Raw genomic sequence first — 24,283 nt, forward strand, 5'->3', positions numbered from 1 at the left:
GTCAGCCGGCCAGGCTGCTGAGGTCGACGACCTGGTCGTCCGACGGCGCGGAGACGTCGAACTCCTCGTCGAAGGCGGAGAACGTGACGGTGCCGGTGTCGTCGCCCGAGGTCTTCTCGATCTTCACCAGGTAGTGCGGGTCGTCGACGAGGACGTACCCGGTCGAGGTGCCGTCCTCGGGGTCCTCGCGGTCGACCTTGACGACGTCGTCGCCGTCCACGGTGTCCGTGCCGTTCTTGCTGAACGTCGCCTTCTCACCCTCGGTGTCCGACAGCAGCTGGTCGAGCAGCTCGTCGACGTCGCAGAACTGCTTGATCGAGTCCTCGCCGTCCGGCACGACCACCCACTTGTCGCCGACGACTGCCATCACCTGGTCCGCGGTGTCACCGGCGAAGGACCGCCAGAACGCCTCGTCGGGCTTCATCCAGGTGACGCCACCCACGCCGAGAAGGTCGGCCGTGCCGTCCGCGATGCCGAGCGAGCCGGTGCAGTCGCCGTCCGAGTTGGCCTGGAGGTCGATCGAGATCGCCTGGCCGCTCGTGGTGAGGTCGCCCTCGACCTTGACCGCCTTCAGGCCGCCCATGGCGTCCTTCGAGGAGTTCACGATCGAGTCGGCCGACCCGTCGGCGAAGTCGTTGCCACCGCACGCGGTCAGGACCGCCATCGCGCCGATGCCTGCCAGTGCCAGTGCGATGCGTGCCATGGCGCGCACGCTATCGCAGCAGGTCGTCCACCCACGCCGGCACGAGCGACGACGCCGGGCCGTGCCGGGCGTCGTCGTACAGGTGCGTGCCCGCACTGGGCTGCAGGTTGAGCTCCAGGGTGCGGGCACCGGCCCGGGCGGCGAACTGGACGAAGCCGGCGGCCGGGTAGACGGCCCCGGACGTGCCGATCGAGACGAACAGGTCGGCCGCGTCGAGCGCGTCCTGGATCCGGTCCATCTGGTACGGGATCTCGCCGAACCACACCACGTCCGGCCGGAGCTCGCTCACCCCGCAGCGCGGGCAGGGCGGGTAGTCGGCGAGGTCGTGCTCCCACGGCGTCCGGCCTCGGCAGGCCCGGCAGAGCGCAGACCTGAGCTCCCCGTGCATGTGCAGCACCCGGGTGGAGCCGCCCCGCTCGTGCAGGTCGTCGATGTTCTGCGTCACGACGAGGAGCCGGTCGCCGAGCTGGTCCTCGAGCCGGGCGAGCGCCCGGTGGGCGGCGTTCGGCTCGACGCGGCTGAGCGATGCCCGGCGCTCGTCGTAGAAGCGGTGCACGACCGAGGGCTGCAGGTCGTAGCCCTCCGGGGTCGCGACGTCCTCGACGCGGTGGCCCTCCCACAGCCCGTCCGCGTCGCGGAACGTCGGCACCCCGCTCTCGGCGGAGATGCCGGCTCCCGTGAGGACGACGACGTTCACGGCACCCTCCGGTACGTCGCGACGACGTACCCGCCGTCGTCGAAGGGGTCACCGGTCCAGGTGGCGTGGCGCTCGCCGGCCGCGAGACCGGCCGCGGCCATCGCGGCGTCGACCTCGGGCAGCGGGCTGACCGGGCAGTCACCCGGGAGGTGGGCGGCGTCGAGCCCGAATCCCGTGACGACCACACCGCCGCGGGCGGTGTGCGCGCCGAGGCGGTCGCAGGCCGCGGCCAGGGTCCCCTCGTCCAGCAGCGGGATCGTGTTGCCCGCGACGACGACCAGGTCGAACACCGCGCCGAGGTCGAAGGTCGCGAGGTCGGCGACCCGCCAGTCCAGGCCGGGCGCCGCGGCGCGGGCCTCGGCGACCATCGAGGCGTCGAGGTCCACCCCGACCACGTCGTACCCGAGCTCGTGCAGGCGTACGGCGATCCGCCCGGTGCCGCACCCGGCGTCCAGGGCCCGCGCCGGCGGTGGCACCAGCGACGCCGCGAACGTCGCCTCGCCGTGCACGTCGGCGCCGTCCTCGGCCAGCCGGCGGAAGCGCTCGGCGTACGCCGCGGCGTACCCCTCGCCCACGGTGTCGAGCGCGATCTGCTCCCAGCGGGTGCTCACGACGACAGCTTCCGGCGCGCCGCCTGGCTCTTGAACTCGTCCATGAAGACGCGCCGGATGGAGTCGCTGTCGAGCGCGCCGCCGACGGCGCGGAGCTCGCCGCGCGCGATCCGCTCGCAGACGCGCAGCCAGGCGTGGCCCATCGCATAGGTGAACGTGCCCGCGATGGTGGCGTTGATGGTGCCGGCGACCGCGGTCCCGGCGCCGGGGATGAACTTGATCAGGTTGCCGACCAGCGAGCGCCCGGCCGTCGTCGCCGCGGCGGTCGCGGCCAGGGACGCGGCCGTCGAGCGCTCGAGGGAGATCCCGTAGGTGACCGCGATCGAGGCCATCATCGTCAGCTGGAGGGGGACGAGGATGGCGGCGTCGGAGAAGGGGATCGGGGAGGCGCCGGCGGTGGTGGCGGCTCCCGTCGCCACCTTGATCGCAGCCCCCGCACGCTCCCGCTTGCGGTCGAAGTCAATGCGTTGAGCCGCCGTGATCGCGTGGGCAACGCCCGCAGGCGCACCTCGAAAGGTGGCATCGAGGAGCTCCCGCAGTCCGTAGGCCGACTGCCCGGTGAACTCGTCCGCCAGGGCCATCGTGTAGTGGATCAGCCCGTCGGCGATCGGCATCCGCAGGTCAGCGATCCTGGCCGCGAGCGCCTCGGCGTCGGGGTGCACCTGCTGCCCGGATCGGGGCACCTGGGTCAGCACCAGGATCACCGGTATCCCCAGCTCGGCCAGCGCCCGGATGAACTCCGCCTCGGTCGACTCGAACCGTCGGTCGCCGGCCCGCACGCAGTACCAGGCGACGTGCAGCTGCTCGGACAGCGGCTTGCGGCGCATCCCGTGCAGGTAGTCGCGCAGCTCCGCGAGCAGCGCCTCGTTGTCCTTGCCGACCTCGAGGCCGCGGGTGTCCAGCACGCCCAGGGTCCCGGACTGGTGGAGGTAGAGGTGCGCCTGCCGGGTCACCGGCTCGCCGATGCCGGTCTGCGCGATCTCGGTGCCGAAGATGGCGTTCACCAGCGTGCTCTTGCCGACCCCGGTCTTGCCGAAGATCGCCAGGTTGAAGCGTCCGACCTCGTCGGCCTTGTCCTTCCAGGCCTTGCCGAAGGCCTGGCGGAACCAGTCGTCCGCGGGTGTCGCCATGGGACCAGAGTCCCAGAGCCGGTCAAGGGCCGTGGCAGCATGGGAGACGTGGATGCCCCACCTGCAGTGCAGCGCATGGTCGACGCGACCAACGCCGGTGACCATGCGGCGTTCGTGGACTGCTTCACCGAGGACTGCTACCTGGAGGACTGGGGTCGCCAGTTCCATGGGCACGACGGCGTCGCGTCCTGGGACGAGACCGACAACATCGGCAAGCACACGCACTTCCGGGTGGAGGGCACCCGTCAGGACGGGGACGCCTGGGTCGTGACGCTCACGGTCACCGGTGACGGGTTCAACGGCACCAGTGACTTCGTCTTCGAGGTCCGCGACGACCGCATCCGCTCCATGGTCATCCGCCCCGACTGACGGGACGCTTGCGAGCGTCGCGCCGCTCAGCGGGCGTCGTACTCGTCGCGGGCGGCCTGGACGACGTCCATGTGCGCCTCGGCCCAGGCCTTGAGCCCGCGCATCAGCTCGTCCAGCGACTCCCCCAGCGGCGTCAGCGTGTAGTCGACGGTGACCGGGACCGTCGGTGTCACGGAGCGGACGACCAGGCCGTCGCGCTCGAGGGACCGCAGCGTCTGGGTCAGCATCTTCTGGCTGACGCCCGCGAGCCGCCGGCCCAGCTGCGAGAAGCGCATCGTGCCCTCGTCGGCGAGCGCCGCCAGGACGAGCGCGACCCACTTGTCGGAGATCCGGTCGAGGAGCTGGCGGCTCGGGCACCCGGCCACGAAGGCGTCGTAGGCGACCTTCGCCTGCTCGCGCTGCTGGGCGGCGGTCATCGTCGACACGGGTCCTCCCGGACACCTCGGGGCAAGTTACGCACTTCCAGGTGCCTACTTACCAATGGAGAGTTACCCCGCCATCGTGGACTACGTAACACCACGTCCACAAGAGGAGCGCTCCATGACCACGACCCAGACCTTCCGCGCCGCCGTCGTCCGCACGCCCGGCGGCCCCGACGCCATCGAGCTCGTCGACCTCCCGGTCCGCGACCCCGCACCCGGTGAGATCCGGGTCCGGGTCGCCGCGGCCCCGGTCAACCCCGTCGACCTCGCGGTCGCCGACGGCTACTTCCACGGGATCGGGCTGATCGACCAGCCCGACCGCACCGGCCTGGGCTGGGACTTCTCCGGCACCGTCGAGGCGGCGGGCGAGGGCGTCGACCTCCCGGTCGGCACCCGCGTCGCCGGCCTGGTCGGCGGTTTCGACCGGGACTTCGGCACGTACGCCGAGCAGCTCGTGCTCTCCGCGTCCGACGTCGGCCTGGTCCCGGCCGACCTGGACCTGGTCGCCGCCGCGACGCTCCCCCTCAACGCCCTCACCGCGGCGCAGCTGGTCGACCTCCTCGGGGACGGGGGCGGGCGCTCACTGCTGGTCACCGGCGCCGCCGGTGCCGTCGGCGGGTACGTCGTACCGATGGCACTCGAGCGCGGCTGGCGGGTCACCGGCCTGGCCCGCGCCGCGGACGCGGAGTTCATGCGCGGCCTCGGCGCCGACTTCACCGCTGCTGCCGAGCCGGGCTGGGACGCGGTGGCGGACGGGGCCGTGATGCAGGACGCCGGCGTTGCCCTGGTGCGGGACGGCGGCGTCTTCGTCGGGGTGCAGCCGTCGGCCCCGCCCGCATCCGAGCGTGGGGTGGAGATCCGCGTGGTCGGCGTGGTGCCCGACGGCGCCCGGACGACGGGCCTGCTCGCCGACGCCGTCGCGGGGAAGCTGGTCACGCGCGTCGCGGGCGAGCTGCCGCTGGCCGAGGCGGCCGAGGCGCAGCGCCTCGTGGCGAAGGGCGGCGTCCGGGGGCGGTGGGTGCTGAGGCCCTGAGTGCTCATCAGCGACACCTCGGTTCCCAACCGGGAACGTGCTGTCAGTCGACCCGACCGCTGAGCACGTCACCGGCACCGCGCAGTCAGTCCCGGGCAGGCTGCTGAAGTTGGTAGGCGATTCGGTACTCGGCGTTCTTCACCCCGACGAGGACAGCGCAAGCAGCCGAGAAGGCGGCAGCGACGGTGCCGAGGAGGACCCAGACGAAGGCTTCGGACACTGCCGTGCCGGTGTCAGCGGCATACGGGACCAGTCACCAGCCGCATCAGCGATCCAACAGCCACAAGACCCAGCACCCACGAGGTGCCCCAAAGGCCCCGAGAGGAAAGGCCACTGTCGTACAGATCGTCGTTCATCGCGCGATCGTAACCGGACAGATGGCCTTCATCCGCAGGCTGTCTCGGGCCGCGTCCGCGCTTTCGTGAGGTCGACCGGATCGGCCGCAATCCGCGCGGTGCGCGGTGACGGGTCGCAGCCAGGACCGCGCCCGTCGGCGGTCTGTGGCGGAGCTTGGTCGGGCCGGTCGGCCTAGGTTCGTCGGTGGAACCTGGTGTGGTGTTTCGGGCAGAGGAGCCGGCCGTGCTCGACGTCGGTGGGTCCGCCGCGGCTCCACGGGATGCCGTGATGGACGTGACACATCGCCGGGGGCCAATCGCAGCCCGGCTCGGTGCAGTGCTGGTCCCGGATCGCGATCGCGGTCCGCTGGGCCTTGGTGTGGAACCGGCGGGTGCGGCCGAGGTCGAGGACCTCAGAGGGTCCGCCGAGCACGGCGGGGATGATCCCCGCCTCGCAGGCCAGCCGGCGGGCCTGCGAGGCGGTGATCTTCTCCCCGGTGTCCAGCAGCGCGGCCTGCCCGAGCTTCCCGAGCAGGCTGTCGAGGGTCATGGTGACCACGATGGTGGCCGAGACGCCCCCGGTCTGGGGGAGCCGGTGGGCGGGGTAGCGCTCGAGGAGCTCGCAGAACGCCCGACCCCGGCGTTCGGGTCCGGGGCGCAGCGGAACCCCGGGTTCTGGCCGTTCCTGCCGTTTGGGGGCGGCGATCGCGAGCAGCATCTTCTTCAGCGCGGCACCGTGGAAGGACGGCACCGTGAACCGGCCGTGGCACTTGCCGTGCCCGTCGTCCCACATCTCCAGCCTGGTGGCCAGTAGCGCGTCGGCCTCTTCGCGGGCGAGCTGCTTCGCTTCGTACTCATCGGCCAGGTCGGGGGCGACCACGTCCATCAGCCGCTTGCCCAGGACCCGCAGTGTCGGGGCGGTGTGCTCGCGCCCGGCGGCGACCAGGTGCCGCTCCGCCCGGTCCACCAGGGCGGTGTCGAGGTCCCCGGGCAACTGGTCCAGCGCGGCGACGATCACCCGGGCCTGCTCGACCACCAGGTCACCGGCCGCAAGCGCGTCCCGGACATGGCCCCGGGTGACCAGGGCCTGGCCGAGCTTCACCTGGCCCAGCACCGCCGGGCGGGTCTGCCGGGTCCGGTGCGCCCACGCGTCCACCTGTTCGTCGTCGGCGTGCTCGGCCACCCGAGCCTCGAGCTCGGCGACCTGCGCCTTCAGCCGGGTCAGCGCGATCAGGGTCGCGGTGGTCTCGGCGGCGTCCATGGACCACACCGACGCATCGGTCACCGAGCCGGCCAGGTCACGCATCTGCGCAACCGTGACCGAGACCCGGTGCCGGGGTGTGGCCATCGCTGTCATGGTGCTACTCAAGCACCGGCCACCGACACTGAGAGGCCCAGAACCCCTTGTTCCACAGGGTCCTGGGTAACGAACAGGTTACGATTCCGAGTCGCTTTCCACAGGCCCAGGGACACGGCGGGCCCGCAAGCCGGGGAGCCTGCGACGACCACCCACCCACCGCTCCCGTAGCTGCCATGTCGGTCGCCACCATCCAGGGCCAGCAAGCCACGGACACAGGGCGGCATCCGGGGTGGTGGGTGCTGAGGCCCTGAGCAACCCGGGCGCGATGAGTTCCGGCGCCGCCACCGGTCACCACGCAGGTGACCGACGACTGGCTGGCCGAGACCCGCACCTCGTACGACACCGACGCCGAGGGCTACGCCGAGCAGGTGCGCGACCTGCTCGGCGCGAGCCCGTACCTGCGTGCGGGCCTGGCGCTGTTCGCCGAGCTGGTGCGTGACGCCGGCGGCGGGCCGGTTGCCGACGTCGGCTGCGGCCCGGGCCACGTCACGCGCCACCTCCACGACCTCGGCGTGGACGCGTTCGGGATCGACCTCGCGCCCGAGATGGTCGCCCTCGCCCGGCGTGACCACCCCGGCCTCCGGTTCGAGGTGGGCACCATGACCGACCTGGACCTGGCCGCGGGCTCGGTCGCCGGCCTCCTCGCGTTCTGGTCGGTCATCCACGTGCCCGACCGCGCCGTACCGGGGGTCTTCGCCGAGTTCCACCGCGTGCTGTGCCCCGGGGGACCGGTGCTCGTCGGGTTCCACGTCGGCGAGGGGACGCGCACGTCCACGACCGGCTACACGGGTCGCCCGATCCACGTCGAGAGCCACCACCGCCGCCCGGAGCAGGTCAGCGGCTGGTTGCGAGACGCGGGCTTCGGCATCGAGGCGGAGCTGCTCACCCAGCCTTACGCCGACCGCCCGGGAGCGATGGTCTTCGCGCGGCGTCAGGCGTGATCGGGTCGTCCGCCTGAGGGTGGCTCATACCCGTGCCAGAGGCGGACGACCCGGCGAGGACCGGCGCCTCAGTAGTACCAGGGGTACGGCGACCAGTCCGGCTCGCGCTTCTCCAGGAACTGGTCGCGGCCCTCCTGGGCCTCGTCGGTCATGTACGCCAGCCGGGTCGTCTCGCCGGCGAACAGCTGCTGGCCGACGAGGCCGTCGTCGATGAGGTTGAAGGAGTACTTCAGCATCCGCTGGGCGGTCGGCGACTTGCCGTTGATCAGGCGGCCCCACTCCAGCGCGACCTTCTCCAGCTCGGCGTGCGGGACGGCGCGGTTGACGGTGCCCATGCGGACGCCGTCCTCGGCGGAGTACTCCTGGCCGAGGAAGAAGATCTCGCGGGCGAACTTCTGGCCGACCTGGCGGGCGAGGTACGCCGACCCGAAGCCGCCGTCGAACGACCCGACGTCGGCGTCGGTCTGCTTGAACCGCGCCGCCTCGGCGGAGGCGAGGGTGAGGTCGCAGACGACGTGCAGGCTGTGGCCGCCGCCGGCGGTCCAGCCCGGGACCACGCAGATCACGATCTTCGGCATGAAGCGGATCAGCCGCTGCACCTCGAGGATGTGCAACCGCCCGAGTCGCGCGGCATCGACGCTCTCGGCCGTCTCACCCTCGGCGTACTGATAACCCGCGCGACCGCGGATCCGCTGGTCGCCGCCGGTGCAGAACGCCCACTTGCCGTTCTTCGCGCTCGGCCCGTTGCCGGTCAGGATCACGCAGCCCACGTCGGAGCTGGTGCGCGCGTGCTCGAGCACGCGGAGCAGCTCGTCGACGGTGTGCGGGCGGAACGCGTTGAGGATGTCCGGCCGGTCGAACGCGACGCGGACCGTGCCGTGCGCCTTCGCCCGGTGGTACGTCAGGTCGGTCAGGTCCTCGAAGCCGGGCACCGCGTCCCAGTCGTCGGCGTCGAAGATCTCCGACACCCCGTCGATCGCAGTCATGCCGGCGAGGCTATCGCCGGTGGCATGCCGACCGCGGGACGGGCATGGTGGGGGCATGACACTTGAAGGCGAGTACGAGCCGAGCCCGGAGGGCTGGGTCCGTGAGCAGGTCGAGGAGTTCGAGGCATCGAACGGCGCGCGCGCGAACATCCTGCGGGGCCGTCCGGACTGGCCGATCGTGGTGATCACGTCCAGGGGCGCGAAGTCCGGGAAGCTCCGCAAGAACCCGGTCATGCGCGTCGAGCACGACGGCGTCTACGCCGCGGTCGCGTCCAAGGGGGGCACCCCGGATAACCCGACCTGGTACCACAACTTCATCGCGCACCCGGAGGTCGACCTCCAGGACGGCGCGGAGAAGCACACCTACCGGGTGCGCGTCGCCGGGGGCGAGGAGCGCGCGGAGTGGTGGGAGCGCGCGGTGGCGCAGTACGCGCCGTACGCCGAGTACCAGGAGAACACCGACCGCGAGATCCCGGTCTTCCTGCTCGAGCGCGTGTAGCCCGCACGCGGGGTCGGTCGTTGACCGGCCATGCGTGCGCTGACCGCCATCCTGTCCCTCCTGCTCGCGGGTGCCCTCGCGGCGCCGGCCAGCGGCGCAGACCCGAGCCCGAGCGACCCGGCGTACACCGCGCGCGACGCGCAGAACGTCGCCGACGCCTACGGCCGGATCACCGGCCCGGGCGGCCAGCTCCAGAACCCGGCGTACCTCCCCGCGCTGGTGCAGGCGACGAACGCGGAGTACGTCGACCAGCTGCTGGCCCAGGCCGCGTCCCCGGACCACCCGGCGATCACGCCGGGCAACCTGGTGCCCGGCTGGAACGTCGGCAACCCGCTGCGGGCCGGCTGGAGCGGCACCCGCGGCATCGCGAGGGCGGTCACCTTCACCAGTCAGTACGGCGCCCAGCTCCGTGGCCACGTCTACCGGCCGCTGCCCGGCGCGACCGACCCCTACACCGGCGCCACGCTGCGCCCGCCGTTCCCGGGCGTCGTGATCACCGAGGGCTCCGTGCAGGGCTCGGAGCAGATGTATGCCTGGCTGGCCGAGGACCTCGCCGAGCGCGGCTACGTCACCATGACCTACGACGTGCAGGGCCAGGGCACCAGCGAGACCCTGCCGCACGGGGAGTGCTGCCCGGGCGTGCCGTCGCAGCAGCTCGACAACTTCACGACCGGCACCGAGGACGCGCTCGACTTCTTCACCTCCCGTGCCAACCCGTTCCTGCGGTTCTTCGACCGCTCCCCCGACCCCGACCCGTTCACGCCGGGGCGCACGACGCGGATCGCGATCGTCGGGCACTCGATGGGAGCGGCGGCCGTGTCGAAGGTGCAGGGCACCGACGACCGGGTCGCGACGGTCGTCGCCCTCGACAAGCTCACCGGTCCCGGGTCCAGCGGAGCGCTCGACGGCACGGGCAACGTGCCGACCGTCCCGGCGCTCGCGGTGCAGTCGGAGTACGGCTTCACGGTCTCGCCGTGGTTCCTCTCCGGCGGCAGCTCACTCAGTCCGCAGCCCAGCCCGGACGGCCCGGACCCGATGCGCGAGCGGGAGACCGGGTACGACGCCTGGCGCCGGGCCGGGGTCGACTCGATGCTCGTCGTACCGAGGTCATCGACCCACCTGGAGTACACCGACATCCCGCTGGCGCTGCCCGCGAGCCGCTACGGCCAGGACCTCACCAGCGTCTACGTCCAGCGGTGGCTCGGCCACTACCTCAAGCACGAGCCGGCGCGGCCGCTGCTGGACACGTCGTTCCGCTACCTCGAGCCGGTCGGCGCCGACGCCTGGCAGCCGGTCCGGCTCCGGCGCGACGACAACCTGAGCTTCTACTACTGCTCGGCGTACGGCTTCCACACCGCCGGCGGCCTCGTCAGCAGCGGCGACATCGCCCGCGTCGGCTGCTGATCTCCCGTCGAGTGACGCGTACTGGCTGAGGAAACCCCGGTTTCACGACCATTTCGCGTCACTCGACGGTGCAGGTGCGCCACGATGCGCAGGTGACGGCCGCGACACCGGTACGCCGCTCGGCGCTGGCCGAGCCGACCCAGAGCCCACCCGCGCGCTGGGTGGCCTGCCTGACGCTGTGCAGCGTCGGGCTGTGGGCCGGGTTCTTCGGCCCGATCCAGGTGCTGCTCGCCCAGCAGGCCGAGGCGATCGACGAGGACAACAAGAAGGTCATCCTCGCGGTCGTGCTGGGCCTCGGGGCGTTCGTCTCGGTCGTGTGCAACCCGGTCTTCGGCGCGTTCTCCGACCGCACCACGCTGCGGATGGGCCGCCGGGTGCCGTGGGTGGTCGCCGGCGCCGTCGGCGGGGCGCTCTCGCTGCTCCTGCTGGCGGTCGCCGACAACGTGGTGGTGATGGCGCTCGGCTGGTGCGGCGTCCAGGCGACCCTCAACGCGATGCTGGCCGCCGTCACCGCGACCATCCCCGACCAGGTGCCGGTCGGCACCCGCGGCCGGATCGGCGGCATCCTCGCGATCGCCCAGACCGTCGGCGTGGTCGGCGGCACGGGCATCGCCTCGGCGACCGGCAGCATCGCGGCGGGGTACGCCGTGACCGCGGTCGTCCTGCTCGCGCTGACCATGCCGTACGCCCTGCAGTCCCGCGACATCCCGCTCGCCCCGGAGGAGCGGCCGCCGGCGCTCGACTGGGGCGCGTTCCTGCGGTCGTTCTGGATCTCACCCCGCTCGCACCCCGACTTCGCCTGGGCCTGGATCACCCGGTTCCTCGTCAACCTCGGCAACGCGCTCGGCCTGCTCTACCTCCTCTACTACCTGCAGGACGCGATCGGGTTCACCTCCGACCAGGCGGCCGACCGGGTGTTCGTGCTCACCGCGACGTACGCCGCCGTGCTGATGGCCACGGCCGTGACGTTCGGGATCTGGAGCGACCGCAGCGGCAAGCGCAAGGTGTTCGTCATCTGGTCCGGGATCGTCGGCGCGTGCGCGACGCTGATGCTCGCCCTCGTGCAGACCTGGCCGGCCGCGGTCGTCGCCGCGGTCCTGATGGGGATCGGGTACGGCATCTACACCTCGGTCGACTTCGCCCTGATCACCCAGGTGCTGCCCGGCGCCGAGGACCGCGCGAAGGACCTCGGCGTCATCAACATCGCCAACGCGCTGCCGCAGGTGGTCGCGCCGCCGGTCGCGGCGCTCATCCTCATCGTGGTCGAGGCGTTCGGCGGGGTGACCGAGACGAACGGCGGCCGGTTCTCGGTCGGCTACTGCGCGGTCTACGCCAGCGCGTTCGTGGCCGCGATCCTCGGCTCGGTGTTCGTCACGCGGATCCGCTCGGTGCCGTAGCCCGCCGCGAGATCGACATGGCCAGGCCGACCAGGTGGCCGAGCCGCGCGAGCTCGGAGTCGAGGAACTCCGGCCCGCCGCGGCGGCCGATGACGACGATCTCGGTCTTGTTGAGCTTCGCGCCGCACATGAGGGTGTTCTCGTCGACGGCTTCGAGCATCGCGGCGCGGTCGATCGGTGTCCAGTCCAGCGTCGACGGCGCCGCTTCGGTCGCGTACCCGAGCCCGTCGGTCCTGGACACCCGGGCCGCCCAGTCCGCGCGGAACGTCACCGGCAGCAGCTCGATGAGGCGGTCCAGCGCACCCTCGGGGCGGGCGCTCAGCTCCTCGACGGCCTCGAGGTCGAGGACCAGGTTGCCACCCGCGGCGTACCGGCTGATCCAGACGACCCGGACCCCGTCGAGCGCGTTGCACGCGGAGACGATCGAGTCGGGCATCACCTGCGGCGCGGTCTCGAGCAGTACGTCGTCGACCGCGGTGCCGTCCCGCTTCTCGACGATCTCGATCGCCTCGATGTCGCCGCCCGCCATACCGATCGCCGTTGCGACGCGACCCAGCGACCCGCGGATGTCGGGGAGCTCCACGCGCAGCAGGTACGGCATGCCCTCGACCCTAGCCGGGTCCTGTTGCGCCGGTATTTCGGCTTCTCACTCCCCGGCCAGACGCAGCCGGAGCCCCGTGGCGCGCAGCGCGCGGGTCCCGACGGCGGCGCGTACGGCCGCCTCGGTGCCGACCACGCGCACGTTCAGCCGGGCCCGCGTCACGGCCGTGTAGAACAGCTCGCGGGTGAGCAGCCGGGAGCCCTCGTCGGGCAGCAGCACCGTGACCCGGTCCGCCTGGCTGCCCTGGCTCTTGTGGATCGTCATCGCGTGCATGGTCTCGACCGCGTCGAGGCGGCCGGGCGCGAACTCCTTGAGCCGCTCGGACCCGGCGACGAAGGCCCGGGGCCGCCCGCCCCGGCGCACGACCACCCCGGTCTCGCCGTTGTAGACGTCGAGGGCGTAGTCGTTGCTCGTGACGAGCAGCGGACGGCCGACGTACCACTCCCCGGCGTAGCCGATCTGCTGGGCGTCGACCTCGGGATCCTCGGCCAGCCAGCGCTCGACGAGGTGGTTCCAGCGGCGGACGCCGTACGGTCCCTCGCGGTGCGCGCAGAGGAGGCGGTAGCGGTCCAGCTCCGCGAGGGCCCGGGCCGGGTCCTCGTCCACGGCGGCGCGCCACACCGCGCGGGCGGCAGCCGTCGAGTCGGGCCGGAGCGCCGCCTCGATCGTGGCCTCGTCGCCGGCCTCCACGAACGAGACCTGCTCCGAGGGTGTGCGCAGCACGGCGAGGACCTGGTCGGCGTCGCCGTCGCGCAGTGCCTCCGCGAGCCCCTTGATGTCCTCCTCGGAGCGGAAGTTCTCGGTCAGCGCCGCGACCGGCGAGTCGGGGCGGCCGTCGTAGCCGGCGACCAGGTCGCTGAGCACCGCACCGGCGCCGACCGACGTGAGCTGCCGCGGGTCGCCGACCAGCACCAGCCGGCTCTCGGGGCGCAGTGCCTCCAGCAGCCGGCCCATCATCGTGAGCTCGACCATCGACGACTCGTCGACGACCACGACGTCGTACTTGAGCCGGTTCGCGCGGTCGTGGCGGAAGCGGGTCGCGTTGTCGGGGCGCCACCCGAGCAGCCGGTGCAGGGTCAGGCCGGTCAGGCGGCCGACCAGGCCGGGCGCCTCCGGCCACGTCGCGGCCACCGCGTCGAGCTCCGCGGTGACCGCCTCCTGGAGCCGGGTCGCGGCCTTGCCGGTCGGCGCGGCCAGCGCGATCGAGAGGCCGCCACCCGCCTGGTCGGCGAGCAGCGCGAGCAGCCGGGCCACGGTCGTGGTCTTGCCGGTGCCGGGGCCGCCGGTGAGGATCGTCGTACGCCGGTGCACGGCGGCCACGACCGCCGCCTCCTGCTCGGGGCTGAAGTGCCCGGCGCGCACCTGCGCGAGCGCCACCGACAGCCGGGCCTCGTCGACGGCGGGCGTGGCCAGGGCGAGCCGGGCGGCGAGGTCGTCGTGCACCTGGGTCTCGAGCCGGTGGTAACGGTCGAGGTAGAGCAGCCCGAGCTCCCACCGCAGCACGCCGGCGGCCACCAGCGGCGACTCCGCGAGCGGCCACTCGTCGGGCCAGTCGAGCTCGGGGGCGCCGTCGCGGGCGGCGGCCAGGTCGAGGCACACCGAGCCACGGCGTACGGCGCGGACCGCGAGGGCCACGGCCAGCAGCACGCGCTCGTCCTCCTCGCCGCCCAGCGCGCCCAGGCGCCTCGCGACGTGGATGTCGGAGGAGGTGAGCAGCCCGGCGGCGTTGAAGGACGCGAGCAGACCCGTCGCGGTGGTGGCGATCCGCCAGTCGTGCTCACCGACGGGCTCGAACAGCTCGGTCACGGAATCGGGGTCCCCTCGGAATCGTGCGACGGAGGAGCGGAGCGGGGGAGGCGTGCGATTTCGTGGGGTGAATCCCCGTCCAGGAGGTCGGAGAGATCGTCGACCAGCGCGACGGGCGGCCGCCACGCGAAGACGCCGCACGGGGCGCCGTCGACGAGCGGGGTCTCCGGGCCGCACATGCCGCGCAGGTAGAGGTAGAGCACGCCGCCGAGGTGCTGCTCGGGGTCGTAGCCGGGCTGGCGCCAGCGCAGGAACCGGTGCAGCACGGCGGCGTACAGCAGCGCCTGGAGCGGGTAGTCGGAGTGGCCCATCGCGGCGTCCAGCGCCTCGGGGCGGTAGCTGTGCGCGGTGAGCGGCTCGTCGGCCGGACCGAGCCAGTTCGTCTTGTAGTCGACGACGAGGTAGCGCGGCCCGGGCATCCGCAGCACCACGTCGACCGAGCCGGTGAGGTAGCCGCGCAGGGACTGCTCGCCCAGCGGCCCGGCCAGCGTGCGGGCGTAATCACGGACCGGGTCGCCGGGCGGCAGGTGCCGCTCCAGCAGCGGGGCGAGGTCGCCGAGGGTGCGGCCGCCGAGCGGCAGCTCGAAGTCCATCTCCCGCAGCCGGTCGGCGAGCGGGACCTGCCGGAGCGTGGTGTCGGCAAGGGGACCGAGCGGCGAGTCGCAGACCGCCACGAGCGCGTCGGCGAGCTCCTCCCGGTCGAGCTCGACCGGCCACCAGCCGAGCTGGTCGTCGATGTGCCCGAGCAGCTCGGCTCGCAGGTCGGGGGCCTCCGGGTCGGTGTGCTCCAGCACGGCGTGCACGAGCGAGCCGAACGTCGCTCCGACCGGGAGCCCGGCCATCGGCGACGGCACATCGCCGGCGATCGGCGCGGCCGCGACCTCGACCTCCGGCGCCACCGGCTCGTCGTCCTTGCCGCTCACCTCGGGCTCGCTCACGACCGCGCCCGTCGGGCCGGTGGCGACCTCGAGCTTGCTCAGGGAGGAGTACGACGCTCGCCGCCACTCGGTGTCCACCTCGCGGGTGAAGACCCGGGCGGCGAGGCCCGGAGGCGCGGGGTGCGGCGGGTCGGCGCCGGGGTCGGCGTGCCTGGCGAGCTCCGGCGTCGGGCCGCCCCGGTCCCGCCACCGGGCGAACAGCGCGACGACCTCGTCGTCGTCCGGGACCGGCGGAGTGTCCGGGACGTCGGCGGCCACCGAGCCGCCGGCGTGGCGCATCAGCATCCGGTGCAGGGGGGACGCGAGGGCGTTCTTGGTCGGCGCCCACCAGGCGACGACCTGCGACTGCGCGCGGGTCATCGCGACGTACAGCAGCCGCAGCCACTCGCCGGCCTCCTCGTCGGCCCACCGCCGGCAGTGGTCGGCCCAATCGGCGCCGCCCGCCCCGATGTTCAGGCAGCGCCGGCCCTGGTCGTCGTGGAACAGCGGACGGGTCGGCTTCGGGACGAACCGGTCCGACAGCGCGGGCAGGTAGACGACGGGGTACTCCAGGCCCTTGCTGGCGTGGATCGTGACGAGCTGGACGGCGGCCGCGTCCGAGTCGAGCCGGCGGGTGCGCTCGACCCCCCGGCCGGAGCGGCCCTCGGAGACCTGGTCGCGCAGCCAGGTCAGCAGCGAGACCAGGCCGTGCCGCTCGGTGAGCGTGACCTCGTGCAGCGCCTCGCCGATGTGCCGCAGGTCGGTGAGCCGGCGGTCTCCGCCGACCTCGGCGAGGACGCGCTCGGGGAGGCCGGCGACGTTGGCGGCCTCCAGCACCGCGGCGATGCCGCGGTTGGTGAACAGCTCGACCCAGCCGCGCAGGGTGTCGGCGACCTCGTCGGTCAGGTCCTCGCCACGGGCGTCGAGCTCGGCGGCGGTGTGGCCGAGGAAGCAGGTGAGCGCCGCCGACCGCACCCGCGCGCTGCGGTGCGGCTGCTCCAGCGCCTCCAGCAGCGTCAGCCACTCCACGGCCGCCGGTGTCGCGAACACACTGCCGCCACCGGCGATCACCGCTGGCACGCCCTCGGCCAGCAGTGCCTCACGGACGTCGGCGAGATCGGCGTGCCGGTAGCTGATCACCGCGATGTCGCGCGGGCGGAGCCGCTCGCCGCAGTACGTCGCGCCCGAGGCGAGCAGCCGGCGTACGTCGAGCGCGAGGTCCTTCGCGATGTGGGGCCGGACCTGGCCGACCGTGAGCATCGCGCTGCCGCCGCGGCGGAAGTCCTCGCGGCGGACCACGCGCACCCGGAAGGGTGCGGGGTTCGGCGCACCGGCGAGCCGGCTCTCGCCGTGGTGGGCCTCGACGTCGCGCACGACGATCCGCTGGTCGCCGAGGGCGGCACCGGCGAGCAGCGCCTGGAACGAGTCGAGCAACGGCGCGTCGCTGCGCCAGTTCACCGACAGCGTCTGCCGGGTCGCGGCGGTCTCCGCCGCCTGGAGGTACGTCGTGACGTCACCGCCGCGGAACGCGTAGATCGCCTGCTTCGGGTCGCCGATCAGCACCATCGTCGCGTGGCCGGAGAAGGCCCGGTCGAGCACCTCCCACTGCACCGGGTCGGTGTCCTGGAACTCGTCGACGAGCACGATGCTCCACCGCTGCCGCATCCGCTGCGCGGCGGGTCCCTCGTCGTCGGCCAGGGCGTCGGCGAGCTGGCTGAGGAGGTCGTCGTACGACAGGACGCCGAGCCGCCGCTTGCGCCGGTCGAGCTCGGTGCGCACGGCATCGGCGAAGCTGACCCGCCGACCGGCCGGGGTCGTGCGGTCCTCGCCGGCCGGCTCGAGCCGGGCCTGCGGGTCGCCGACCGCGGCGCGGGCGATCGCGAGCGCCTCGGTGTGGCTGAAGACCGGGCCACCGGGGTCGAACGCGAACGCACGGAGGTAGAGGTCGTCGACGGTCTCCTTCACCAGGTCGTCGAGGTCCTCGACGAGGCGGGCGCGCGAGTCGGTGTCGCCGGCGACCCCGAGCGAGTCGAGGACCATGGAGCAGAACTGGTGGGTGGTCGCGATCGTCGCGGCGTCGAACCCGGCCAGCGCCTCGGTGACCCGCCGGTGTCCGAGGCGGCGCTGCTCGGGGTCCCACTCGCGCAGCAGCGCGACCAGCTCGGAGTCGCCGGCGGCGACGGCGGCCGGGTCGTCGGAGAGGACCCGCTCGGCCTCGACCAGCTGGGTGCGCACCCGCTCCCGCAGCTCCTGGCTGGCCGCACGCCCGAACGTCACGATCAGCATCTGCTCGAGCCGGGCGCGCCCCTCGGCGACGTACCGGGTGACCAGGGCGCCGATCGTCCAGGTCTTGCCGGTGCCGGCGCTGGCCTCGAGCAGCACGGTGCCCGTGGGCAGCGGGTCGCGGATGTGGAACGGACTCACAGCGGGCCCACCTTCTCCGCGCCGGTGAGCAGTGGCTCCCAGATCCGCCACGCGTGCTCGCCGAGGCCGGCGTCGACGAGCACGTCGAGCGGCGCCCGGGAGCCGTACACCCGCTGGTGGTAGGCGTCGGCGTCCTCGCCCTGGATGCCGAACTGGTTGAAGGGGTCGGTCTCCCACTCGCGCAGGGCGGCGGCGTACGGCGGGGTGTCCTGGCCCATCAGCTCGCGCACGTGCGCGTCGGCCCACGCGGCGCCGGCCTTCACCGGCACCGGCAGCGGCTCGCACAGCCCGCGGTCACGCAGCTCGACCAGGTCGCGCAGCCAGTCCACCGCGCGGTGGTCGAGGGGCCCGGACAGGGCCCGCTTGGGCCCGGCCCGCTCGCGGCCGACGGCATGCGCCGTCCAGTGCTCGTCGGGGTGCGAGGCGGTCAGCGCGAGGAGGTCGACCCAGGCCTGCAGGCGCTGCCGGGCGCCGAGCCGGGAGTAGCCGAGCGAGACCACGCGGTTGCCGTACACCCCGGGCACGGTGCCGGTGAGCCGGCGGCCGTCCCCGAGGTCGACGTCGACGTCGACCGAGCGCCGCTCGCCGGCGCGGAGCTCGGCGGTCCGGGCCCACAGCTTCTGGCACTCCTCGACCACCTCGTTCAGCGCGACGGTGCCGAGCCCGCCCGGCGGCAGCGTGCCGCTGAGCTGCTCGGCGGTCATCACCGCGACCGCGTCCTGGCCCGCGAGCAGCTCGCGCAGCAGGCGGTCGCCGATCTGCCACTTCTCCAGGCTGTCGAGGGTGACGGGGATGGCGTCGGCGAGGTCGTCGGGCTCGAACGGCGTCGAGACCTCGAGGCGGTCGCGCAGGAACGCGCGGACCGGGTGCACCAGGAACGCCTTGAGATCCGTCAGCGACACGTCGTCGCGCGGCCGCGGGGGCAGCGGCGCGGTCAGCAGCGGGGGCGGCTCGCGGCGTACCGACCAGGCGGAGCGGGCGCCGGCGAGCGCAGCCGCGTCGAAGCTGAACGGCGCCTCGGGCACGAAGTTGCGGGCGTCGTAGGGCTGCAGCGGGTGCCGCGTCAGCACCCGGTCGCGGACCGGCTCGGCGGTGGTGCGGTCCGCGGCGTCCAGGATCTCGCCCAGGGGTACGGCCGGTGGGCGAATCGCCCCCGACTGCTCGTTCGCGCCCGTGTAGGTGATCAGGAGGTGCTCGGTCGCGGCCATCACCGCGTCGAGGAGCAGCTGCCGGTCCTCGCTGCGGGCGTCCCGCTCGCCGGTCAGCGGCCGGCGCGCGAGGACGTCGTCCCCGTCGATCGCGGCGGCGCGCGGGAAGACGCCGTCGTCCAGGCCGACCAGGCAGACGACCCGGTGCGGCACGGACCGCATCGGGACCATCGTGCAGACGGTGAGGGTGCCGGTGCGGAAGTTCGCGCGGGTGGGACGGCCGGCCAGCCGCGACTGGAGCAGCGCGCGCACGTCGGAGAGGCGCAGCTCGATCTCGCCCTCGTGCGAGGACGCCGCGGCGCGGGCCAGCTCGCGCTCGAACTGCGGCAGCTGCCAGGCGTCGTCGGCGGCGACGTCGGTGAGCCCGCGGACGCCGTCGCGCAGCCGCTCGGTCCACTCCGCGACCGTGCGGGCCTCGGCGAGCCCGGTGAGGCAGGCGTCGAGCCGGTCGACCAGCTCGGCGAGCCGGCCCGCCAGGTCGATCTCGTTGCTGCCGACGTCGTCGAGCGGCAGCCCACGACCCAGATGTCGGTGGTCGTCGCCGCTCATCGCGACGCCCAGCAGGATCCGGTCGAGTCCCATCCGCCAGGTGTTGTGGGGGAACCGCTCCATCTGGAACGCCGCCCGCTGCTCCTCGTCCAGCCCCCACCGGACGCCCGCGCGCGACACCCAGCGGCTGACCCGGTCCAGGTCGTCGCCGGTGAACCCGAACCGCCGCCGGCACGGCTCGGTCGCCGCCAGGTCCAGGACGTCGGAGGCGGTGACCCGCCCGCCGGACAGCTCGAGGAGGGAGCCCGCCACCGCTAGCAGCGGATTGGTGCTCGTGAGCGCGCGGTCGGCGAGCTTCACGCGGAGCAGGTGCGCCGGGTGGCCGGCGGTCGTGGCGAGCCCGAAGCCGGCCGAGATCAGCGGGGCGAACGTCTCGATGTCCGGGCACATCACGAGGATGTCGCGGGGCTCGAGCGTCGGGTCGTCCTGGAGCATCCCGACCAGGACCTCACGGAGCACGTCGATCTGCCGCGCCGGCCCGTGGCACGCGTGCACCTGGAGGGTGCGGTCGCCGTCGGCGAGGTGGCGGTCGGCGCGCTCGTCGTACGACGGGGCGTGGTTGGCGCGCAGGTCGTGCTGGAGCCAGCCGAGCATGGTGGTGGGCGCCGGCACGTCCACGGGCACCAGCTCGGCGCCGATGCCGTCGAGGGTGCGGCGCAGCTCGCGTGCGTCGCGGCCGAGCGAGGCGAGCAGCGGATGCCCGACCCGGTCCGCGGAGGTGTCGTCCTCGCGGGCGACGACGCCGCCGAGCCCGGCCAGGGCGTCCCACAGCGCGGGCGAGGGCTGCGGGAGGTGGAGGTGCACGTCGCGGTGCTCGCCCAGCGCGATCAGCAGCTCGACCTCGGTGAGGGGGATGCGGGTGTGGCCGAACAGCGACAGCCGGCCGGGCAAGGGCAGCTCGCGCCCGCCCGCGCGCAGCGCCTCGATCGTCGCGGCGTGCCGGACGTCGGGCGGCGGCGCGTCGACGCGCGGGAGCAGCCGCCGCCAGAGCTCGGGCTGCCAGCGCAGGTCCTCGGCGAGGTCACCGTCCTGCCCGGCGCGCCACCCGGCGATCAGCGACGGCCGCTGCCTGGCGTACGACGCGAACAGGGCGGCCAGCCGGATCGCGACCGAGTAGCGCCGGTTGCGCCGCAGCTCGCCGTCGGCCCCCTCCTTGCCGTGCCCGAGGTGCGCGGCCAGCGGCGCGCACCAGGGCTCGTCGAGGCTGTCGTCGATGGTGGCGAGCAGCGGCCACACGAGGCGCTCGGGGTCCCACGGGTCGTCGCGCTCGCGCCCGAGCAGCAGCGACACGAGCGACGGCGGAGTGAGGAACCGGACCCCCGCGCAGACCCCGTCACCGCCCCGTGGCCCGGTGCCGAGCCGGTGGCTCAGCCGTTGGGTCAGCCACCGCTCCACCCCGCGCGCGGGCACCACGACGACCTCCTCGGCGAAGGGGTCGTCGAGCGGCGTCGCGAGCAGGTCCCCCAGCCGGTCCGCGAGCACGTCGGTGCGTGCGGCGCGGTGGAGCTGAAGGGTCACGCCGCGCACCTTACGGCGAAGCGGGGACAGGGGGTCACGGCGTCCCTAGGCTGCGAGCCATGAAGCGTCTCCTCCTCCCGGCCGCCGGGCTGTCACTGGTCGCCGCGGGCTTCGGGGCCGGCATCGCCGTGTCCGCGACCGCCGCGGACGACCCCGCCGCCCCCGTCTCCGTCACCCGCCAGTCGCTGGCCGAGGTCCCGGACCCGACGGGCGGCCACGGCCGGACCCTGGGCCTCAGCAAGGTCGTCGTCATGCCCGGCGCCCAGCTCGCCTCGCACCACCACCCCGGATCCCAGCTCGGGTACGTCGCCGAGGGCGTGCTCACCTACACCGTCGAGACCAAGCAGGCGAAGCTGATGAAGGGCTCCGGCGACGACCCGACGCTCGTCAAGGTGATCAGGCCCGGCATGACCGTCAAGGTGCGCCCCGGCCAGTGGCTCGTCGAGGAGCAGGGCGAGATCCACCACGCCCGCAACGGCGGCGATACCCCGGTGATCCTCTACCTCTCGACGCTGCTGAAGACGGGCGAACCGGCCGCCATCCCGGACTGAGCCGGCCGCGCGACCGCTCTGGCCCACCGCGCTCGATGCTGGACGGGCGCGGGCACGCGGTGCTTTGGTGACGGCGTGACCCGAACCGTCGAGGCCGACTACCTCGTCGTCGGTGCCGGCGCCATGGGCATGGCGTTCACCGACGCCCTGGTCGATCACGCCGACGTACGCGTGGCGATGGTCGACCGTCGTCACGCGGCGGGAGGGCACTGGCTCTCGGCGTACCCGTTCGTCCGGCTGCACCAGTCCTCGACGTTCTACGGCGTCCCCTCGACGGTGCTCGGCGGGCGGCTCCAGGAGCACGGCCCGGAGGCGGGCCTGCACGAGCGCGCGGACCAGCCGGCGATCGCCGCCTACTACAGCAGCGCCTTGCGGCGGCTGGTCGACACCGGCCGGGTCGAGCTCTTCAGCGGCTGCGACTACCGCGGCGACCGCACGTTCGTGTCCCGGGTGTCCGGGCAGGAGTTCGTGGTTCCGGACGACTGCCGGATCGTCGACGCCCGCTACCTGTCCCCCGACATCCCCGCCGAGACGCCCCCGCCCTTCGCGATCGGCGACGGCGCGCGCGTGATCCCGGCGAACGGCGTCGTCGCCGTCGAGGAGGCACCGTCTCAGTACGTCGTGGTCGGGTCGGGCAAGACCGCGACCGACACCTGCATCTGGCTGCTCGGTCACGGCGTCGACCCGGACGCGATCGTCTGGGTGCGACCCCGCGACCCGTGGATGCTCGACCGCGCGCTGATCCAGCCCGATCCCTCCATCTACCTCGCCATGGTCGCCGACCTGATGGAGGCAGCCGCGGCCGCGCCGTCCCTGCCGGAGCTGTTCCTGCGGCTCGAGGAGCTCGGGATCATGCTGCGCATCGACCGCACGGTCACCCCGACGATGGCCAAGGCGCCGACGCTCGGCCGGTGGGAGCTCGACCTGCTGCGCAGCATCGAGCACGTCGTCCGCCTCGGCCACGTCCGAGCCGTCAGCCGCGGCCGGCTCGAGCTCGAGGGTGGCGACGTGCCCGTCCAGCCCGACGCGGTCGTCGTCCACTGCGCGGCGGACGGGCTGAAGCTGCCGGGCCGCGTCCCGATCTGGCAGCCCGGCGCGATCACGCTGCAGCCGGTGCGCGCAGGGTTCCCCTGCTTCGGCGCGGCCGTCAGCGGGTACGTCGAGGCGACCCGCGACGACGACGCCGAGAAGAACCGGCTGTGCCCGCCGTCGTCGTACGGCAACACGCTGGTCGACTGGGCGCAGATGAACGTCACCGGCTTCCGCGCGACCGCGGCGTTCGGGGCCGAGCCGGACATCAAGGAGTGGTCGAACCGGGTCGCGCTGAACCCGGCGCGCGTCCCGCCGGACACGGCGCCCTCCGCCCGGCTCGACGACGCGCTCGCCCGGCTGGCGGCCCACACCCGGCCGGGCGTGGCCCGCCTCGTCGAGCTGAGTGGCTAGGGCACGATGTTCTGGTTGTGCCGGAACAGGTTCCCGGGGTCGAGCTTGATCTTGATCTCCCGCAGCCGGTCGTAGCTGGGCCCGTAGTTCGCGCGGACCCGGTCCTGGTCGTCCTCGGCGGCGAAGTTGGTGTAGCCGCCGGCCTCGGAGTACGGCGCCGTGGCGTCGTAGTAGTCGCGGACCCAGGCCGTGCCGGTCGCGTCGTCCACCTGGTCGGGCGGCCACATCCCGGCGATGACGGTCGCGAAGGTGGCGTCGCGGTGGGCGAACGCCGTCGCGTCCGGGGCGACCCGGTGGCAGGCGCCGTTGATCGGGTAGATGTGCATGGTGGAGTTCACCGCCGGCAGCTTCGGCCCGTGCTCGAGGTGCGCGGCGATCGCGTCGTCGGTGAGCTCCTTGACGAAGTTGGCCTTCCAGTAGTGGTGCAGCCCCGGCGGGACCAGCGCGTCGAAGGCACTGTTGAGCACCGGATAGGGCATCGGGCCGACCATCTCGGCTACCCGCGGCGCAATGTCCTGGATCGGCTTCAGTGCCTTCTCCCCCGCCTCGAGGTCGCCGGCCCAGCAGGCCACCATGGCGATGAACGGCTCTCCGTGGCGGTCCTCCGGGATGAACGGCAGCGGCGGGGCGATCTGGTACGCCGGGAACACGCCGAGCTGCTCGGGTGCGTCCTGGATGAACTCCCGGTAGAACCGCAGAACGTCTCCGGCCTTGTCGAGCTCGAAGAACATCGGGCCGCCGTAGATGTCCTTGACCGGGTGGAGCCGGAACTCGAAGGACGTCACCACGCCGAAGTTGCCGCCACCACCGCGGATCGCCCAGAACAGGTCCGGGTCGTTCTTCTCACTCGCGACGTGGAAGCTGCCGTCGGCCGTGACCACGTCGGCGGCCACCACGTTGTCCAGGGACAGCCCGTGCCCGCGTGCCAGGTAGCCGATGCCGCCACCGAGGGTGAGGCCCCCGACGCCGGTGGTCGAGATGATGCCGCCGGTGGTCGCGAGGCCGAACGGGTACGTCGCCGCGTTCATGTCGCCCCACGTCGCGCCGCCCTCGACGCGCGCCGTGTGGGTCATCGGGTCGACCCGCACCCCGCGCATGGCGGACAGGTCGACGACGAGGGCGTCGTCCGCGGTGCCGAAGCCCGGGACGCTGTGGGCGCCGCCGCGTACGGCGACGCTCAGGTCGCTGTCGGCCGCGAACCGCACCGCGGTCATCACGTCGCCTGCACTGGCCACCCGCACGATCACCGCGGGTCTCTTGTCGATCATGCCGTTCCGCACCGCCCGCGCAGCGTCGTACCCGTCGTCGTCCGGTCCGGTGACGGTGCCTCTGATCGACTCCCGCAACGTGTCCAGATTGATGCTCATGCGCCCTCCTCG

20 protein-coding genes are annotated in these 24,283 nt (G+C 73.2%); 8 read left to right on the top strand and 12 right to left on the bottom strand.

What is annotated here, in order from left to right:
- Position 1: 1 nt before the first annotated feature.
- The 4 genes from ACVW2K_RS02275 to ACVW2K_RS02290 are packed head-to-tail and all read right to left on the bottom strand — an operon-like array spanning position 2 to position 3,141.
- Positions 2-703 carry a hypothetical protein gene (locus ACVW2K_RS02275; protein WP_457201373.1) on the bottom strand — a complete coding sequence of 234 codons (702 nt, stop codon included), beginning with the start codon at positions 701-703 and terminating at the stop codon, positions 2-4.
- A 10-nt stretch (positions 704-713) separates the two neighbouring features.
- Complete coding sequence (locus tag ACVW2K_RS02280) at positions 714-1,400, bottom strand: NAD-dependent deacylase (RefSeq protein WP_457201374.1); 687 nt, start codon at positions 1,398-1,400, stop codon at positions 714-716.
- The gene (locus ACVW2K_RS02285) at positions 1,397-2,011 is read right to left on the bottom strand and encodes a class I SAM-dependent methyltransferase (RefSeq protein ID WP_457201375.1); all 615 of its coding nucleotides are present in this window, start codon (positions 2,009-2,011) and stop codon (positions 1,397-1,399) included. The genes ACVW2K_RS02280 and ACVW2K_RS02285 overlap by 4 nt, the downstream gene beginning before the upstream one ends.
- Positions 2,008-3,141 (bottom strand): GTPase family protein, encoded by a 1,134-nt coding sequence (locus ACVW2K_RS02290; RefSeq protein WP_457201376.1) that lies wholly within the window; start codon positions 3,139-3,141, stop codon positions 2,008-2,010. The genes ACVW2K_RS02285 and ACVW2K_RS02290 overlap by 4 nt, the downstream gene beginning before the upstream one ends.
- Positions 3,142-3,216: 75 nt before the next feature.
- Here ACVW2K_RS02290 and ACVW2K_RS02295 point away from each other — a divergent pair, with 75 nt between their 5' ends.
- Entirely contained in the window at positions 3,217-3,510 is a 294-nt protein-coding gene (locus ACVW2K_RS02295) for a nuclear transport factor 2 family protein (RefSeq protein ID WP_457201377.1), read from the top strand.
- A 26-nt stretch (positions 3,511-3,536) separates the two neighbouring features.
- On the opposite strand, the gene ACVW2K_RS02300 is transcribed toward ACVW2K_RS02295, so the two are convergent.
- Positions 3,537-3,926, bottom strand: a complete 390-nt coding sequence (locus ACVW2K_RS02300; protein ID WP_197025416.1) for a winged helix-turn-helix transcriptional regulator — start codon at positions 3,924-3,926, stop codon at positions 3,537-3,539.
- 124 nt (positions 3,927-4,050) lie between these two features.
- On the opposite strand from ACVW2K_RS02300, the gene ACVW2K_RS02305 reads away from it, so the two are divergent.
- Complete coding sequence (locus tag ACVW2K_RS02305; protein WP_457201378.1) at positions 4,051-4,965, top strand: NADP-dependent oxidoreductase; 915 nt, start codon at positions 4,051-4,053, stop codon at positions 4,963-4,965.
- 528 nt (positions 4,966-5,493) lie between these two features.
- Here the strand turns inward: ACVW2K_RS02305 and ACVW2K_RS02310 are convergent.
- Complete coding sequence (locus ACVW2K_RS02310; protein ID WP_457201379.1) at positions 5,494-6,648, bottom strand: DUF222 domain-containing protein; 1,155 nt, start codon at positions 6,646-6,648, stop codon at positions 5,494-5,496.
- Positions 6,649-6,959: 311 nt separating this feature from the next.
- Between ACVW2K_RS02310 and ACVW2K_RS02315 the strand changes: the two genes are divergently transcribed.
- A complete protein-coding gene (locus ACVW2K_RS02315) occupies positions 6,960-7,601 on the top strand; it encodes a class I SAM-dependent methyltransferase (protein WP_457201380.1) in 642 nt (213 codons plus the stop codon).
- 68 nt (positions 7,602-7,669) lie between these two features.
- Here the strand turns inward: ACVW2K_RS02315 and ACVW2K_RS02320 are convergent, their stop codons facing one another.
- A complete protein-coding gene (locus ACVW2K_RS02320; protein WP_457201381.1) occupies positions 7,670-8,587 on the bottom strand; it encodes a 1,4-dihydroxy-2-naphthoyl-CoA synthase in 918 nt (305 codons plus the stop codon).
- A gap of 55 nt (positions 8,588-8,642) precedes the next feature.
- Here ACVW2K_RS02320 and ACVW2K_RS02325 point away from each other — a divergent pair, with 55 nt between their 5' ends.
- The 3 genes from ACVW2K_RS02325 to ACVW2K_RS02335 all read left to right on the top strand — a co-directional run bounded on the left by ACVW2K_RS02325 (position 8,643) and on the right by ACVW2K_RS02335 (position 11,887).
- A complete protein-coding gene (locus tag ACVW2K_RS02325; RefSeq protein ID WP_457201382.1) occupies positions 8,643-9,086 on the top strand; it encodes a nitroreductase family deazaflavin-dependent oxidoreductase in 444 nt (147 codons plus the stop codon).
- Between the two features lie 30 nt (positions 9,087-9,116).
- Entirely contained in the window at positions 9,117-10,490 is a 1,374-nt protein-coding gene (locus tag ACVW2K_RS02330; protein WP_457201383.1) for an alpha/beta hydrolase, read from the top strand.
- A gap of 92 nt (positions 10,491-10,582) precedes the next feature.
- Positions 10,583-11,887 carry an MFS transporter gene (locus ACVW2K_RS02335; protein WP_457201384.1) on the top strand — a complete coding sequence of 435 codons (1,305 nt, stop codon included), beginning with the start codon at positions 10,583-10,585 and terminating at the stop codon, positions 11,885-11,887.
- On the opposite strand, the gene ACVW2K_RS02340 is transcribed toward ACVW2K_RS02335, so the two are convergent.
- From ACVW2K_RS02340 to recC, 4 genes are read right to left on the bottom strand one after another with little or no spacing between them, the layout of a single operon-like run.
- Positions 11,862-12,488: an ACT domain-containing protein gene (locus ACVW2K_RS02340; protein ID WP_036571307.1), complete on the bottom strand. Its 627-nt coding sequence runs from the start codon at positions 12,486-12,488 to the stop codon at positions 11,862-11,864. The two genes, ACVW2K_RS02335 and ACVW2K_RS02340, sit on opposite strands and share 26 nt — an antisense overlap.
- Positions 12,489-12,533: 45 nt before the next feature.
- A complete protein-coding gene (recD, locus tag ACVW2K_RS02345; RefSeq protein WP_457201385.1) occupies positions 12,534-14,294 on the bottom strand; it encodes an exodeoxyribonuclease V subunit alpha in 1,761 nt (586 codons plus the stop codon).
- On the bottom strand, positions 14,291-17,635 hold the full coding sequence (locus ACVW2K_RS02350) for a UvrD-helicase domain-containing protein (RefSeq protein WP_457201386.1): 3,345 nt from the start codon (positions 17,633-17,635) through the stop codon (positions 14,291-14,293). The genes recD and ACVW2K_RS02350 overlap by 4 nt, the downstream gene beginning before the upstream one ends.
- Positions 17,632-20,910: an exodeoxyribonuclease V subunit gamma gene (gene recC / locus ACVW2K_RS02355; protein WP_457201387.1), complete on the bottom strand. Its 3,279-nt coding sequence runs from the start codon at positions 20,908-20,910 to the stop codon at positions 17,632-17,634. Before recC ends, ACVW2K_RS02350 begins: the two co-directional genes overlap by 4 nt.
- A 59-nt stretch (positions 20,911-20,969) precedes the next feature.
- Here recC and ACVW2K_RS02360 point away from each other — a divergent pair, with 59 nt between their 5' ends.
- Both ACVW2K_RS02360 and ACVW2K_RS02365 read left to right on the top strand, forming a co-directional pair.
- Positions 20,970-21,461, top strand: coding sequence for a cupin domain-containing protein (locus ACVW2K_RS02360; protein ID WP_036571303.1), 492 nt, complete (start codon positions 20,970-20,972; stop codon positions 21,459-21,461).
- A 75-nt stretch (positions 21,462-21,536) separates the two neighbouring features.
- Positions 21,537-22,904, top strand: a complete 1,368-nt coding sequence (locus ACVW2K_RS02365) for an NAD(P)-binding protein (RefSeq protein ID WP_457201388.1) — start codon at positions 21,537-21,539, stop codon at positions 22,902-22,904.
- Here the strand turns inward: ACVW2K_RS02365 and ACVW2K_RS02370 are convergent.
- Positions 22,901-24,271 carry an FAD-binding oxidoreductase gene (locus ACVW2K_RS02370; RefSeq protein ID WP_028638600.1) on the bottom strand — a complete coding sequence of 457 codons (1,371 nt, stop codon included), beginning with the start codon at positions 24,269-24,271 and terminating at the stop codon, positions 22,901-22,903. The two genes, ACVW2K_RS02365 and ACVW2K_RS02370, sit on opposite strands and share 4 nt — an antisense overlap.
- Between the last annotated feature and the right edge of the window lie 12 nt (positions 24,272-24,283).

Source organism: Nocardioides sp. HB32 (assembly GCF_054058995.1).